Source organism: Nocardia pseudobrasiliensis NBRC 108224 (genome assembly GCF_001613105.1).
GTDB lineage: Bacteria > Actinomycetota > Actinomycetes > Mycobacteriales > Mycobacteriaceae > Nocardia > Nocardia pseudobrasiliensis.
The window spans coordinates 78,155-95,953 of record NZ_BDBS01000004.1; the positions used below are offsets into that span (position 1 = coordinate 78,155).

2 protein-coding genes (1 of these 2 running past the window's edge) are annotated in these 17,799 nt (G+C 67.5%); both read right to left on the reverse strand.

Annotated features, from left to right (window positions below; translation table 11 throughout):
- On the reverse strand, nt 1-2,527 hold the start of the coding sequence (locus NP4_RS05310) for a non-ribosomal peptide synthetase (protein ID WP_067992735.1). Its footprint begins 17,840 nt before the window's first position; the window shows 2,527 of its 20,367 coding nt (coding positions 1-2,527); the start codon lies at nt 2,525-2,527; its stop codon lies beyond the left edge, outside the window.
- Entirely contained in the window at nt 2,527-17,568 is a 15,042-nt protein-coding gene (locus tag NP4_RS05315; RefSeq protein ID WP_067992737.1) for a non-ribosomal peptide synthetase, read from the reverse strand. Before NP4_RS05315 ends, NP4_RS05310 begins: the two co-directional genes overlap by 1 nt.
- Nucleotides 17,569-17,799: the final 231 nt, after the last annotated feature.

A 17,799-nucleotide genomic window follows, 5' to 3' on the forward strand; every position in this document is an offset into this window, starting at 1 on the left:
CGGGCTCGACCCGGAAGCCACGGATCTTCACCTGATCGTCGACGCGGCCCACGAATTCCAACTGCCCGTGCGCATTCCACCGCACCACATCACCGGTGCGATACAACCGCCCACCGACCGCATCGAACGGATCGGCGACGAACCGTCCCGCCGTCATCCCCGCGCGGCCCAGATATCCCCGGGCCAGTTGCGCACCGGCCACATACAATTCACCGGGCACACCCACCGGCACCGGCATCAGCCACGAATCCAGTACGTAGACACGCGTATTCGCCACCGGTGAGCCGATCGGCACCGAGCCGTCGAGATCGTCGGGCACTCTCAGCGCCGTCACATTCACCGTCGCCTCGGTGGGGCCGTAGAGATTGACCACCCGCACGCCCGGACAGGCGTCGCGCACCGCGCGCACCAGATCGCCGCCGAGGGTGTCCGCGCCCGTATTCACCTGTGTCAGACTCGCGAAGTCGCGGTCGACCATCGCCGACAGCAGCGGCGGTGTCGCGAAAATCTTCGTGACCGACCAGGTTTCGGTCAGGCGCGCCATCTCCGCAGGATCCGAGCGCCGCTCATTCGCCAGCACCAACGCGGCCCCACCGCACAGGGCGGGCCAGATCTCGTAGGTCGACGCATCGAAGGCGATCGAGGAATGCACCAGCACTCGATCCCGCGGCCCGGCCGCCCACGCCTGGGTGATCAGATTCGCCACATTGCCGTGGGTGATGCCGACGCCCTTCGGCGTACCGGTCGACCCCGACGTGTAGATCACATACGCCAAATTCTGCGGCCGCACCACGACATCCCGATCGGGTCCGGCCTCGGCGCGTTCGAATTCGTCCAGTTCGGTCACGACGAGCGCGGGCGCGGCATCCTCGAGCACGAATGCCCGCCGATCCGGCGGATAGGCCGGATCGATCGGCAGATACGCGCCACCGGCCTTCAACACCGCCACATACGTCACGATCAAATCCACCGAGCGCGGCATCGACACCGCCACAACGCGATCCGGTCCCACACCGCGCGCGGCCAGAACCCGTGCCAGCCGACTCGCGCGGTCATCGAGCTCCCGATAGGTGAGCGTGCGGTCGCCGGAGATCACCGCGAGCTCATCCGGTGTGCGAGTGACCTGCGCGTGGAACAGTCCGTGCAGGGTGCGGCCCGCGATCTCCGCGGCGGTGTCGTTCCATCGACGCAGAATCCGCTCGCGCTCATCGGCGTCGAGGACATCGAGCGAACCCACCGGAGTATCCGGATCCGTCGCGGCCAGCCGGGCAATCCGGGCCAGCCGCACGGCCATCGCCTCGACCGTGGACCGATCGAACAGATCGGTCGCGAATTCGACATGGATATCCCACCCGCCCGACGCGGGGGCGTCGGCGATATTGAACACCAGATCGAATCGCGATGTCGTCGCCGCCAATGCGTAGGGCTCGAATGTCACCCCCGGCAATTCCAGGGTGGGCGCGGCATTGTTCTGGAAACTCAGCAGCACCTGGAACAGCGGGTGATGCGACGCCGAGCGCACCGGATTGAGCAGTTCCACCAGCAATTCGAACGGCAGATCCTGATTCTCGTAGGCGGCCAGCGCCTTCGTCCTGACCTCGCCCAGAATTCGGGTGAACGACGTCCGCGCGGTCACATTCGTGCGCAACACCCAGCTGTTGACGAAGAATCCGACCAGATCCGTCAAACCCTCGTCGGTGCGTCCGGCGATCGGCGATCCGATCGGAATATCCTCCCCCGCACCGAGTTTGAACAGCAAGACCGCCAGGGCCGCCTGCATCACCATGGATACCGACGCGCCCTCGCGGGCGGCCAATCGCTCCACCGCGGCGCGGGTCGCCGCATCGATCCCGACGATCGCCACATCCCCGCGATATCCGGCGGTCCGAGGCCGCGGCCGATCGGTCGGCAAGGGCAGTTGCTCGGGCAGCCCGTCCAGCTCGCGCCGCCAATACTCGAACTGCTGCGACAGCACGCTGCCCGGATCGTCTGCCGCACCGAGCAATTCGCGCTGCCACAGCGTGTAGTCCACATACTGCACCGGCAGCGGTTCCCATTCCGGCGCGCGACCGTTCCGGCGCGCCGCGTACGCGACCGACAGATCGCGCAGCAGCGGCGACATCGACCAGCCGTCACCGGCGATGTGGTGGATCAGCAGCAGCACGACGTAATCGCTAGGGCCGCAGCGCAATACCGTGACCCGAATCGGAATCTCGGTCGACAGTTCGAACGGATGTCCGGCCGCCTCGGCGACCGCGGCGTCCACCTCGGCGGGCGCGACGTCGGCGATCACCACCGGCACCTCGACGCTGTCGAGCACCTGCTGGGTCGGCACGCCGTCGACCTCGACGAATATCGTGCGCAGACTCTCGTGCCGCGCGACGACGTCGCCGACCGCGGCCGCGAACGCCGCCTCATCGAATTCACCGGTCAATCGGACCGCGACCGGCATGTTGTAGGCGGGCGAGGGCCCGTCGAGCCGATGGATGAACCACAACCGGCGCTGGGCGAACGACAATGGGATCATCACAGACCCACCTCCCGATTCATCTTGCGCAGCGCGGGTCGTCGGGACGGGGCCAATTGTGGCCAGCGCTGGGCGAGTTCGGCGACGGTCGGGGCGTCGAAGATCACCCGGACCGGCACCTCGACGCCCAGCACCGCGCGGATCCGACCGGCCAACCGCGTGGCCAGCAGTGAATGTCCGCCCAGCGCGAAGAAGCTGTCGTCCACGCCGACCCGCTCGCGCCCGAGGATCTCGGCGAACAGGTCGGCCAGCGCGCGTTCCCGCTCGGTGCTCGGCGCCCGATATTCCGCCGAGGAGGCGAATTCCGGATCCGGCAGGGCCGCGCGATCGAGTTTGCCATTGGCGGTCAGCGGCAGCGCGTCGATCACCGTCACCACCGCGGGCACCATGAACTCCGGCAGCCGCTCGGCCACGAACGCGCGCAGTTCGGCGGGCAGCAGCGCGTCCTGCGGATTATTGGCATAGGCGGCCGGATCGCCCAGCTCGGCCGACGGCAGGTAGACATCGGTCAGGGGCCGATCCCGCACCACCGCACGGTCGATGAAGACCGCGTCCATCCGGCCCGCTCGCGCGGACCAGGTGACCGCGGTGAGGTATCCGAATCGCTGTCCGAGCGCGTGCAGATCATCGGGCAGCAGGCCCGTCGGATCGGGGGCGTCGTCGAGTTGATCGGCCGATACCCGCCCGCCCAGCCGGATGCGGCGGGTGGCCTCGATCTCACCGATCAGACCCGCATGCGGGATATCGGTGATCCGAATTCCACCGAGCTGACGGTCCTGCAGCTGTCTGTGTAACCAATCATGGTCGCGGAACTCGACTTTCGGCACCTCCCCGACCGACAGCGGCCGCGCGGGCGATGTGCGAAGGACGACGTCGTAGCGATATCGACTCAGCTCGTTGACGTGGGCGCCGCGTTTGAGCTCGATATCCACGGCGTCGAAACCTGTTGCCCCACGACACAAATCGACGAAGTAGTCGGGCGAGATGAGCAGCTCCTTCTCGGCGGCGATGGCGCGGCGCACGCGATCGCGCACGGCGAGCGGATCGTCGCCGCCGTGGCGCAGGATCTGGACCGCGGTGGTGAACTCCTCGAGCAGTGCCAGGTTGCGTACGTCACCCACGAATACCGCGCCACCGGGCGCGAGCACCCGCTGGACGTGTTCGAGGACTCGGCGCAGGTAGACCTGGCCGGGGAAGTACTGTACGACGGAGTTCAACACCACGGTGTCGAAATGCCCTTCGGGCAGGCCGTTCGGATCGTCGGCCGCCTGCACGGCGGTGAACACCCGCTCCACCCAGGGCGCGTCCAGACCGCGCAACTGGTCGCGCAGGGTCTCGATGGTGGCCGCGGAGAAATCCGTCGCCCAGTACTCCGCGCAGTCGGGAGCCAGCTGCGACAGCAGCAGGCCCGAACCCACGCCGATCTCGAGGATCCGCCGCGGCTTCAGCTCCCGGATCCGCTCGACGGTGGCCATGCGCCATTCGCGCATCTGCTCCACCGGAATCGGGGCTCCGGTGTAGCTGCTGTTCCAGCCGCCGAAGTCCGAGCCGAATCCGGATACGCTGTGGCCGTTACCGTTCGCCGCTCGAGCGCCGCCGTAGAGGTCGTCGTACACCCGACGCCACTGGCCCACGAATTCGTCCTCGCCGACGACCGGTCCGGACCGGTCGGCCACCACATATCCGACCAGCTGCTGGCCGCCCGCCTCGGTATCGCGAGCCGTCACCACCGCCCGGGAGACCGAGGGATGTTGGGCCAGAGCGGCTTCCACCTCACCGGGTTCGACCCGGAAACCACGGATCTTCACCTGATCGTCGGCCCGACCCACGAACTCCAACTGCTCATCGGCATTCCACCGCACCACATCACCCGTGCGATACAACCGGCCGCCGCTGGGGTCGAATGGATCCGCGACGAACCGCGCCGCGGTCAATCCGGCCCGGCCGTGATAGCCGCGCGCCAATTGCGCACCGGCCACATACAACTCGCCGGGAACGCCGACCGGCACCGGTGCCAGGCCCGAATCCAAAACGAACACGCGGACATTGCCGAGCGGTCGGCCGATCGCGACCGGACCGACACCGTCGGCCCGCGCGTCGTAGTCGGTGACACACGCCGTCGTCTCGGTAGGGCCGTAGCCGTTCATGACCTGTGCGTCCGGATATTTCGCGTGCAGCCTGCCGATCACATCGGCCGTCAGCTCCGCCCCGCCGGCGATGATTCGCCGCAGCGTCGACAGCGGTGCGCCCGGGGTGGATTCGACATGATCGAGCAGTGCCGCCAGCATCGGCGGCGTGGTGAACATCTTTGTCACCGAATGGGTTTCGGTCAGCCGGGCGATCTCGGCCAGATCCGAGCGTTGCTCGCCGGAGACCACCACGGCCGCACCGCCGCACAGCGCGGGCCAGATCTCATAGGTCGAGGCGTCGAACGCGACCGACGAATGCGCCAGCACCCGATCGGTGGAGCTGATCGTCCACGCCTGGGCGACCAGATTCGCCACATTGCCGTGGGTGACGCCGACACCCTTGGGCACACCGGTCGAACCCGAGGTGTAGATGACGTAGGCCAGATGCTGCGGCCGCACGGGCGTCGCCTGATGGTGATATCCCACACCATCGCCGTTCGGCACGTCCAGTCGCAGTTGCGGTGTCGTGGTACCGGGCAGGGCATTCGCGGTGGTGGAATCGGTGACCACCACGGCCGGTGCGGCATCGGTGAGGACGAAGGCCACCCGATCCGCCGGATACGCCGGATCGATCGGCAGATACGCGCCACCGGCCTTCAGCACGCCCAGTAGCGCCACGATCAGCTCCGCCGATCTCGGCAAGGCCACCGCGACCAGGGCGTCGGGACCGACTCCGCGCGAGCGCAACCGGTGTGCGAGCAGATCGGCGCGGCCGTCGAGCTCGCGATACGACAGGCTGGTATCCGCGCAGACGACCGCGATCGCATCGGGAGTGCGCGACACCTGCGCCCGGAACAGGTCGACCAGGGTGCGGTCGTGCGGGCCCATGGCGGTGTCGTTCCACCGGCGCAGCACGAATTCGCGTTCCTCCGCGCCGAGTACATCGATCGATCCGACCGCGATATCCGGATCGGACACGATCGACGCCAGGACCCGCAGATACCGGGCCGCCATCGCCTCGATGGTGCTGCGATCGAACAACTCGGTCGCGTATTCGATCAAGGCGCTCCAGGCCTGGCCGACCGGGGCGTCGGCGATATTGAAGAACAGATCGAATCGCGCGGTGGCCGTGGAGGCGAGATAGGGCTCGATCCGCACACCGGACAGCTCCAGCACCGGCAGCGTGTTGTTCTGGAATGCCAGCGACACCTGGAACAGCGGATGATGCGACGCCGAGCGAGCCGGATTCAGCAATTCGACGAGCAGTTCGAATGGAACGTCCTGATTCTCGTAGGCCGCCAGCGATTTCGCCCGAACCCGGCCGAGGAGATCGGTGAACGACTGCGCCGCGGTCATTCTCGCGCGCAGCACCCAGGTGTTGACGAAGAATCCCACCAGATCCGCCAGCGCCTCATCGGTCCGCCCGGCGATCGGCGAACCGATCGGAACATCCTCCCCCGCACCCAGTTTGAACAACAACACCGCCAACGCCGACTGCAACACCATCGACACCGTCGCACCCTCACGCGCGGCCAACCGCTCCACCGCGGCGCGGATCTGCGGATCGATATCGAACAACACCATGTCCCCGCGATATCCGGCCATGCGCGGGCGCGGGCGATCGGTGGGCAAGCGCAATTGCTCGGGCAGCCCGTCGAGTTCGCGTCGCCAGTAGGCGAACTGCTGGTACAGCACACTGTCCGGATCCACGGGTGAGCCGAGCAATTCCTGTTGCCACAGCGTGTAATCGGCGTATTGCACCGGCAGCGGCCGCCAGCCCGGCGCTCGATGCTCGAGCCGCGCGGTGTAGGCCATCGCCAGATCGCGCAGCAGCGGCGTCATCGACCAGCCGTCACCGGCGATGTGATGAATCAGCACGACCAGCACGCAGTCCTCGGCCCCGGAGCGGAAGACATCGGCGCGGATGGGAATCTCGGTCGACAGATCGAAGCCGTACCGTACGGCCGCGTTCACCGCCGCGTCCAGCTCGGCCGCGGCCACCTCGGTCACGTTCACCGGGACCTCGACCCGGCTCGCCTCGACCACCCGCTGGGCGGGTGTGCCGTCGGGTTCGACGTAGATCGTGCGCAGACTCTCGTGCCGCAGCACCACATCACCGACCGCGGCCGCGAACGCCGCGGCGTCGAACACACCGGTCAATCGCACGGCCAGGGCGATGTTGTAGGTGGCAGACGGTCCCTCCAGCCGATGGATGAACCACAGTCGCCGCTGCGCGAACGACAGCGGCACCACCTCGGGTCGCGGGCGCGGCGACAGCATCGGCCGCACCCGGACGCCGGTGTCGAGCCGGGTCGCCAACTGCGCCACGGTCGCCGCGTCGAAGACCGTCCGGATGGGCACCTCGATGCCCAGTACCGCCCGAATCCGGCTGACCAGCCGCGTGGCCAACAACGAATGTCCGCCGAGGGCGAAGAAATTGTCGTCCACACCGACCCGATCGAGCCCGAGCACCTCGGCGAACAATTCGGCCAGCATCTGCTCCTCGACACCGCCCGGCGCTCGGTATGCCACCGAGGAGGCGAATTCCGGATCGGGTAGCGCCCGGCGATCCAGTTTGCCGCTCGCGGTCAGGGGCACCGAGTCGATCACCATCACCACCGCGGGCACCATGAATTCCGGCAGCCGTTCACCGGCGAATCGGCGCACATCGGCGGCCAGCAGGCCCGCCTGCGGAGTATTCGTGTAGGAGCCGGGTTCGCCCAATCGAGTGGGCGCGGCGTAGATATCGGTCAGGGATCGGCCGCGGGCCGTCTCGGCGTCGACGAATACCGCGTCCATCCGCTCCGGCTGTGCCGACCAGGTGACCGCGGTGAGGTAGCCGAAGCGCTGTCCCAGCAGATGCAGATCCTCCGGCAGCAGTCCCGGGCCGGTCCGCTCGGTCGCGGCGGGGAGAACGCCTTCGAATCCGAGGCCGAATTCGGCTGCGGCATGCGGAATTCCGGTGATGCGAAGGCCGTCGGTATGTCGTTCGCCGAGCAGCCCGAGCAGCCGATCGCGGTCGCGGAATTCCACTCGGGGCAGGGCCGCGACCGACAGCGGTTGGGCCGGAGCCTTGTGCAGGACCACGTCGTAGCGGTAGCGACTCAGCTCGTTGACCCAGTAGCCCCGCTTGAGTCCGATATCGAGGGCGTCGAAACCGTCCGCCTCGCGGCACAGGCTCAGGAAGTATTCGGGGGCGACCAGCAGTTCCTGTTCGGCGGCGATATCGCGGCGGACGCGGTCGTCGAGCGTGGCCGGATCGTCGTTTCCGTGCCGCGCGATCTGCACGGCGGTCGCGAATTCCTCGAGCAGCGCCAGATTGCGCACATCGCCGACGAATACCGCGCCGCCGGGGGCCAGCACGCGCAGCACCCGGCCGAGGACCTTGCGCAGATACGCCTCGCCCGGGAAGTACTGGATCACCGAATTCAGCACCACGGTGTCGAAATGGTTCTCCGGCAGCCGGGCGGTGTCCTCGGCGGCGCGGACGCTGAGTGAGACCCGGCTGGTCCATTCGGCGTCGAGTTCGCGCAGCTGCCGTTCCAGGGCGGCGATGGTGGGCGCGGAAAAGTCCGTCGCCCAGTACTCTTCGACCTCCGGGGCCAGCTGCGACATCAGCAGACCCGAGCCCACGCCGATCTCGAGCACCCGCCGCGGGCGCAGTTCTCGAATGCGGTCCACGGTCGCCGACCGCCAAGCGCGCATCTGCTCGATCGGGATGGCGGTTCCGGTGTAGCTGCTGTTCCAGCCGCCGAAGTCGGAGCCGAATTCGGTGCTGTCCGAACCGGTGTCGCGGCTGTCCTCGGCGGCGGAGTACAGGTCGTCGTAGACCCGACGCCACTGTCCGACCAGTTCATCCTCGCCGACGACCGGCCCGGAGCCGTCGGCCACCACATATCCGACGAGCTGTTTACCGCCGGAGTCGGTGTCGTGCGCGACCACAACCGCCTGCGATACCGAGGGATGCTGCGCCAGAACGGTTTCCACCTCGCCGGGCTCGACCCGGAAACCACGGATCTTGACCTGATCATCGGCCCGGCCCACGAATTCCAGCATCCCGTCGCGATTCCACCGCACCACATCGCCCGTGCGATACAGGCGACCACCGGCGGTATCGAACGGATCGGCCACGAACCGCGCGGCGGTCGGTCCGGACCGGCCGCGATATCCGCGCGCCAGTTGCGCACCGGCGACATACAGCTCCCCGGGAACGCCCACCGGGACCGGCGTCAGCCACGAATCCAGCACGTAGACTTGCGTATTCGCCACCGGGGAACCGATCGGCACCACACCGGCGAGGCCATCGGGCACGGCCAGCGACGTCACATTCACCGTCGCCTCGGTGGGTCCGTACAGATTGTCGACGCGCACACCGGCACACGCGGATTTCAGCGCCTCGACCAGTCCGGCGGTGAGCGTATCGGCACCGGTGTCGATCTGCGTCAGACTCCGGAAAGGGTTGCCCGGCAACAGCTCCAGATGCTCGACCAGGGCCGACAGCAGTGGCGGCGTAGCGAAGATCTTCGTCACCGAACGGGTTTCGACCAAGCGCGTGATCTCGGCCGGGTCCGAGCGCTGCTCGGTCGCGACCACCAGGGTCGCGCCGCCGCACAGGGCGGGCCAGATCTCATAGGTCGAGGCGTCGAACGCCACCGACGAATGCACCAGCACTCGATCCTCGGGGCTCACCCGCCAGGCCTGCGCGACGAGGTTCACCACATTGCGGTGCGTGATGCCGACGCCTTTGGGCACACCGGTCGACCCGGAGGTGTAGATCATGTACGCCAGATTCTGCGCTCGCACGACGACGCCCCGATCCGGACCGTCCGCGGCATCCTCGAGATACAGCTGCGGTATCTCATTGCGGGGCAACAGTTTCGCGGTATCCGCGTCGGTCACCAAAACGACCGGAGCGGCATCGGTGAGAATGAACGCCACCCGATCCGACGGATAGGCCGGATCGATCGGCAGATACGCCCCACCGGCCTTCAGTACCGCGACCAATGCCACGAACAGCTCCGCGGATCGGGGCAATGCCACCGCGACAATCGTGTCCGGGCCCACGCCGCGGGCGATCAACGCCCGCGCCAACCGCGCGGCGCGACCGTCGAGGTCGCCGTAGGTCAGCTCGGTGTCACCGCAGACCACCGCCACCGCATCCGGGTGCGCGGCGGCCCGGGCCTCGAACACACCGGCCAGGGTCGTGTCCGGCAGGTGCCGCCCGGTCGTGTTCCACGCGCGCAGCACCAGCTCACGTTCGTCCACGCCGAGGACCTCGATCGACCCCACCGGCAGCTCCGGCGTCGACACCACCGAGCGCAGCACGCGCACCAATCGCCCGGCCATCGCCTCGACGGTGGACCGGTCGAACAGTTCGGTCGCGTATTCGACGAATCCGCTCCACGCCTGCCCGGCCGGGGCATCGGCGATATTGAAGAACAGATCGAAGCGCGCGGTGGCGGTCGAGGCCGGATAGGGCTCGATCCGCACACCGTCCAATTCCAGTGCGGGCAGGGTGTTGTTCTGGAATGCCAGCGTGACCTGGAACAGCGGATGATGTGCCGCCGAGCGGACCGGGTTCAGCAATTCCACCAGCAGTTCGAACGGGACGTCCTGATTCTCGTAGGCGGCCAGCGCACGCGCGCGGACCTGGCCGAGGATCTCGGTGAACGGGGCCTGCGGCACGACCGCGGTGCGCAGCACCCAGGTGTTGACGAAGAAGCCCACCAGATCGGTCAGCGCCTCGTCGGTGCGTCCGGCGATCGGCGATCCGATCGGAATATCCTCGCCCGCACCGAGTTTGAACAGCAGAACCGCAAGCGCCGACTGCAGAACCATCGATACCGTCGCGCCCTCACGCGCGGCCAATTGTTCGACCGCGGCGCGGGTTTCGGTGTCGATGCCGAAATACACCATATCGCCGCGATAACTCGCCACGCGCGGCCGCGGCCGATCGGTCGGCAGACGCAACTGTTCCGGCAGACCGTCCAGCTCGCGTCGCCAGTACTCGAACTGCCGCGCCAGCACGCTGTCCGCGTCGGACGCCGAGCCGAGCAGCTCCCGCTGCCACAGCGTGTAGTCCACATACTGCACCGGCAGCGGCCGCCATCCTGGCTCGCGCCGGTCGAGGCGGGCCGCGTACGCCGTCGACAGATCCCGCAGCAGCGGCGTCAGCGACCAACCGTCACCGGAGATGTGGTGGATCAGCAGGACCAGCACACACTCGTCCGCACCGGTGCGGAACATGGTGGCGCGCAGCGGAATCTCCGAGGACAGGTCGAATCCGTAACGCACCGCGCCGGTCACCGCCGCATCCAATTCCGCTGCGGCCGTGTCGATCACCGCGATGGGCACCTCGACATCGCCGACCTCCAGCACCCGCTGAGCGGGCACGCCGTCGACATCGGCGAAAATCGTGCGCAGACTCTCGTGCCGCGCGGCCACATCGCCGAGCGCCGCGGCCAGCGCGGACAGATCGGCCCCGGACAGCCGCACCGCCAGCGCCATATTGTAGGTGGCCGAGCGTCCCTCGAGCCGATGGATGAACCACAGCCGCCGCTGCGCGAACGACAGCGGCACCACCTCGGGCCGCGGGCGGGCCGACAGGGCCGGACGCACCTGCACCCCGGCATCCAAGCGAGTCGCCAACTGCGCGACCGTCGGAGCGTCGAACACCGTCCGAATCGGCACTTCGAACCCCAGCGCCACCCGGATCCTGCTGGCCAACCGGGTGGCCAGCAGCGAATGCCCGCCCAGCGCGAAGAAGCTGTCGTCCACGCCGACTCGATCGAGTCCGAGGATTTCGGCGAACAGCCCCGCCAGCACCTTTTCCTGCTCGCTGACCGGTGCGCGATAGGCCACCAGCGAGGCGAACTCCGGATCCGGCAGGGCCGCGCGGTCGAGTTTCCCGTTCGCGGTCAGCGGCATCGCGTCGAGCACCATCACCACCGCGGGCACCATGAAATCGGGCAGTCGCTCGGAGATGAATCCGCGCACCTGCGCCGCGTCGAGTTCGGCCGAACCGGCGCTGCCGGGAACCACATAGCCGACCAGCTGTTTGCCGCCGGTATCGGCGTCGCGGGCCACCACCGCCGCCTGGGACACCGAAGGGTATTGCGCCAGTAGGCTTTCCACTTCACCGGGTTCGACCCGGAAGCCGCGGATCTTCACCTGATCGTCGAGCCGACCCACGAACTCCAACTGGCCCTCGACATTCCACCGCACCACATCGCCGGTGCGATACAGCCGGCCACCGGAGGCGTCGAACGGATCCGCGACGAATCGCGTCGCCGTCAATCCCGCCCGGCCCTGATAGCCGCGCGCCAGCTGCGCACCGGCGATGTACAGCTCCCCGGGCACCCCGGGAGGAACCGGCGCCAGACCCGAATCCAGCACGAACACACGGACATTCGCGAGCGCCGAGCCGATCGGCACGGCGGCCTCGCCCGCGGTCGCGACATCGGCGGCGAACACCGTGGCGAAAACCGTGGTCTCGGTCGGACCGTACCCATTGACGACCTGCGCGTCGGATATCAGTCGGCGCACGATCGCCGAGCTGAGTTCGGCGCCACCGGCAATCACCTGGGTGAGGCTGCGAAACGGATCGCCGGGCAGCGCCTCGGCCCGATCCAGGAGCACCGACAGCAGCGCCGGTGTCGCGAACATTCTTGTCACCGAACGCGTTTCGACAAGTCGGATGATCTCGGCCGGATCCGAACGCTGCTCGGTGGCCAGCACCAGCGCGCCGCCGCCGATCAACGCGGGCCAGATCTCGTAGGTCGAGGCGTCGAAGGCCATCGAAGAATGCACGAGCACCCGCTCACCCGGACCCGTCGACCAGGACTGACAGGCCAGATTCAGCACATTGCGATGCGTGACCCCGACGCCCTTCGGGGTCCCGGTGGATCCGGAGGTGTACATGACGTAGGCCAGATTCTGCGGCCGCACAGCGGCCTTTCGACCGGTGTGGCCCACCGCCGTGGTGTCGAGTGCGTCCACGTACAGATGCGGTATCTCGTTGTTGGGCAATACCTTCGCGGTCACCGAATCGATCACCACGGCCACCGGCGCGGCATCGGCGAGAATGAACGCCAGCCGATCCGATGGATAGGCCGGATCGATCGGCAGATACGCCCCACCGGCCTTCAGCACCGCCAGCAGCGCGACGATCAGCTCCACCGAGCGCGGCAGTGCCACCGCCACAACGGTATCCGGGCCCACACCGTGCGAGGTCAATATCCGCGCCAGGCGTTCGGCACGGAAATCCAGTTCCCGATAGGACATCGCCGTCACGCCACAGAACACGGCTACCGCGTCCGGCGTCCGGTTGACCTGCGCCCGGAACAGTGCGACCACGGTGGAATCGGGGACCTCGACGGCGGTGTCGTTCCAATGCCGCAGCACCAGTTCGCGTTCCGCGCCGCCGAGGACATCCACCGATCCGATCAGGATTTCCGGATCCGAGACCAGCTGGCGCAGCGTCCGCACGAGACGATCCGCCATCGCCTCGACCGTGGAGCGGTCGAACAGATCGGTGGCGTATTCGATGAAGCCGTCCCACCCGGCGACGCCCCGGGCCTCGCCGATATTGAAGGTCAGATCGAATCGCGAGGTCGTGCCCGCCGGTGGCATGGGAGTGATCTCGACCCCGGGCAGTTCCAGCGTGGACAGGGTGCTGTCCTGGAAGCTGAGCAGCACCTGGAACAGCGGGTGGTGGGCCGCCGAGCGGGTCGGATTGAGCAGTTCGACGAGCAATTCGAACGGCGCGTCCTGATTCTCGTAGGCGGCGAGCGCCTTCGTCCGGACCTGGTCCAGAATCTCGACGAAGGTGGCCTCCGGCGCGACGGCCGCACGCAGCACCCAGGTGTTGACGAAGAAGCCGACCAGATCGGCGAGTGCGGCATCGGTGCGTCCGGCGATCGGCGCGCCGATCGGAATATCCTCGCCCGCACCGAGTTTGAACAGCAGCACCGCCAGGGCCGACTGCAGCACCATCGACACCGTCGCGCCCCGGCGCATCGCCATGCGCTCGACCGCGGCCCGGGTTTCGGGATCGATGCCGAACAGCACCATGTCACCGCGATAGGTCGCCACCCGCGGGCGCGGGCGGTCGGTCGGCAATCGCAGTTGCTCCGGCACTCCGGCCAGTTCACGCCGCCAGTAGTCGAACTGCCGTGCGACGACGCTGTCGGGATCATCGGGGGATCCGAGCAATTCCCGTTGCCACAGTGTGTAATCCACGTACTGCACCGGCAGCGGCTTCCAGCCCGGCGCGCGGCCCTCGAGCCGCGCCGCGTAGGCCACCGACAGATCGCGCAGCATAGCCGCCGCCGACAAGCCGTCGCCCGCGATGTGGTGAATCAACAGCACGAGCGCCCACTCGTGCTCACCACACCGAAACACATCGGCCCGGATCGGAATGCCGGCGGACAGATCGAAGCGGTATCGCGCGACCTCGGCGATCGCCGCATCCACCTCGGACCGATCCACCGCGGTGACGGTGACAGGCATCTCGATACTCCCGAGATCGAGGACGCGCTGCGACGGCACCCCGTCGATCTCGGCGAATACGGTGCGCAGACTGTCGTGGCGGGCCACCACATCACCGAACGCGGCGGCGAATGCCGCGGTGTCGAACGCGCCCCTCAACAGCGCGCTCAACGGGATGTTGTAGGTGGCCGACGGCCCTTCCAGCCGCTGGATGAACCACAGTCGCCGCTGTGCGAACGACAGCGGCGTCACCTCCGGCCGCGGGCGCGCCGACAGGGCCGGGCGCACCCGCACCCCGGCGTCGAGCCCGACCGCCAGCCGGGCGACGGTCGGGGCGTCGAAGACCGTCCGGATCGGCACCTCGACACCCAGGACCACCCGAATCCGGCTGATCAGTCGAGTGGCCGACAGCGAATGCCCGCCCAGTTCGAAGAAGCTGTCGTCCACGCCGACCCGGTCGCGCCCGAGGACTTCGCCGAACAGTTCGGCCAGGGCGAGTTCGCGCTCGTTACCCGGCGCGCGATACGCCGCCGAGGAGGAGAATTCCGGCTCGGGCAGCGCGCGGCGATCCAGTTTTCCGTTCGCGGTCAGCGGCACCGAGTCGATCGTCAGCACCACGGTCGGCACCATGAACTCGGGCAGGTGATCGGCCGCGAACCGGCGCACCTGCGCGCCGTCGACGGGGCTGCTCGGATCGACGACGACATATCCGATCAACTGCTTGTCGCCGTCCACACCGGAGTCGCGGGCCACCACCACCGCCTGTGACACCGAAGGATGCTGCGCCAGAGCGCTTTCCACCTCACCGGGCTCCACCCGGAAGCCCCGCACCTTCACCTGGTCGTCGGCCCGGCCGATGAATTCCAGCGTCCCGTCGCCGTTCCAGCGCGCCACATCGCCGGTGCGATACAACCGCCCACCGCCGCGGCGATCGAACGGATCGGCCACGAATCTGGCCGCGGTCATCGCGGCCCGGCCGTGGTATCCGCGCGCCAATTGCGCACCCGCCACATACAGTTCACCGGCGACGCCCACCGGCACCGGTTCGAGTACCGAATCCAGGACGAAAACCCGCACATTCCCCAGCGGCGACCCGATCGGGCTGCCGCCGGGCGCGACCCGAGCGGCGGACAGCTCCAGTCTCGTCACATGGACCGTGGTCTCGGTGATCCCGTACATGTTCACCAGCACCGGGTCCGCACCCCGTCCGGCCGCGTACCACGACCGCAGATGGGTATCCTTCAGTGCCTCACCGCCGAATACGACCATGCGCAACGGGGCTTCGGTGGTCGCGGAGAGGGCTCGGGCGTCGGCCAGAGCCTGAAATGCCGAGGGCGTCTGATTGAGGACGGTCACGCCCTGTTCGACGATGAGGTCCCACAGCCGCGCGGGTGTGCGCACCACCTCCCACGGCACGACCACGACCCGGCCGCCGTGCACCAGAGCGCCCCAGATCTCCCAGACGGAGAAGTCGAAAGCCTGGGAATGACACCAGGACCACACATCCCCGGATCCGAATTCGCACCACCCGGCGGTGCTGAGAAACAGCGAGGCGACATTGCCGTGGGTGACGGCTACGCCCTTCGGCGTGCCGGTGGAGCCGGAGGTGTAGATCAGATAGGCGAGATTGCCGGCGCGTGGGGGCGTCAGGGGTCGATCGTCGTGCGGGGACTCGTCGATCTCCTCGAGGAACAGGGTCGCGATTGCGCTGTCGGGCAGTGATTTCGCGGTGGCGGCATCGGTCAGGACGGCGACGGGTGCGGCATCGCGAAGCACGAATGCCAGCCGGTCGGCGGGATGGCCCGGGTCGATCGGCAGATACGCGCCACCGGCCTTCGACACCGCCAGCATCGCGACGATGAGTTCGGCCGATCTCGGTAAGGCCACGGCGACAACTCGATCCGGTCCGACGCCGCGCGCGGTCAGTGACCTCGCCACGCGATCGGCCCAGGCATTCAGTTGTCGATAGGAAAGTTCCGCCGATCCCGCTGCCACCGCGATCGCATCCGGTGCGCGCCGTGCCCGATCCTCGAACAATCCCACCAGGGTCGCCTCGGGATCGGTCGGCACCGCGGTGTCGTTCCACTCCCCCACGACCAATTCCCGGTCCGGGCCGAGAATATCCACGGCCGCGATGGGCGCGCTCGGATCCGAGATCGCCTGTCGCAGACAGCGCGCGATGGATTCGAGATAGGTGCGCAGATCCTCGTCGGTGTACAGCCGGGAGTCGCCCTCCAACCGCAGGTAGCCGCCCCGACTGGACTGCCTTTCGTAGTAGAACACGATCGACAGGTCCCCGCTGTTACCGGCCGAATACAGCTGCAGATCGGCCGTGCCGCCGGACATCCGCAGCGCGCCGAAGAAGGACATCACATTGATGACCGGACCGAACGGATTGGACTCGGAGTTCGCCGGTATCCCGGCGTCGCGGCGGATATCCGACATCCCGTAGCGCAGGTGACCCTTGACGCTGGCGAAGCTGTCGCAGATCCGCGAGGCCAACTCCCGCAGCGACAGATCGCGGCTCGAATTGATCAGCAGTGGAACGGTATCCGACAGCTGGCAGGGCGTGCGGCCCGCCACGCCGCCTCGATTCGATACCGGAATCTGCACGCAGAATTCGTCGCGCTGCGCATAGCGCTGGATGACCGCGGCGGCGACGGACATGAACAGATAGGGCAGTTTGACCCCGGCCGATTCGGCCGCGGTCAGCAATGCGTTCAGTTCCGCACCGGAAAAGCCGTGGGTGGCGCCGACTCTGCCCGGCTTCGCCGCCCCGTTCGCGTGACCGGGCAGTCGCAAGGCATCGATACCGCCCGGTATATGGTGACGCCAGAATTCCCCGTCGGCGGCCCGCTGGGTGCGGCGATAGGTCAGATCGCCCTCGATCACCTCGTCGATTCCGACGAATCCAGACGGTCCGACCGGAGTTTCGGCCATGGCCGCGTCGTATACGTCCAGAACGCGTTGTGCCCACGCCGCGACGCCGACACCGTCCATGATGATGTGGTCGAAACACATCGACAGGAAGTAGCGTCCGGAGCCGATCTCGAGCAGGGTGACCCGCAGCAGCCAATCGCGTTCCAGATCGAAACCGGTCTCGCGGTCGCGCGCCATATAATCGTAGGCGGCCGCGACCGGATCGGGCTGTCCGGTCAGATCCACATGTGCCAGTAGCCATTCGGCGGCATCGCGCTCGACGACCATCGGCCCGTCGGAGCCGCGCACGAAATTCACGCGCAGCGCGCGCGATTCGGCGAACACATGACGCAACGCGACGCCGAAGCGACCGATGTCCAGATCGGCGTGGATGTCGATGTAGACAATGCAGTTGTTCGGCATATCGGCCAGCTCGTGGGCCAGCCACAGCTCTTTCTGAATAGAAGTCGAGTTGCGCAGCCGTGGTTCATTACCGGATTGCATGGCAGAGTTCCTCGCTTATCACCGGTTTTCGGCGATATCGATCCGTTGGTAACCGGACGAGCCCGTTCGTGGCGAGCGTTTCGTATCCGGTCGATGGCTCGGCAGCGCGGCGTACCCCGGCATCGGCACGGCTGCTGATCTCGATCTATTCGACGTTCCGGAACCCGGCTCGTACCCGCTGGTACGTAAACGCCACGGAACCGGACCGCCGGTATGCGTACGATGGTGGGG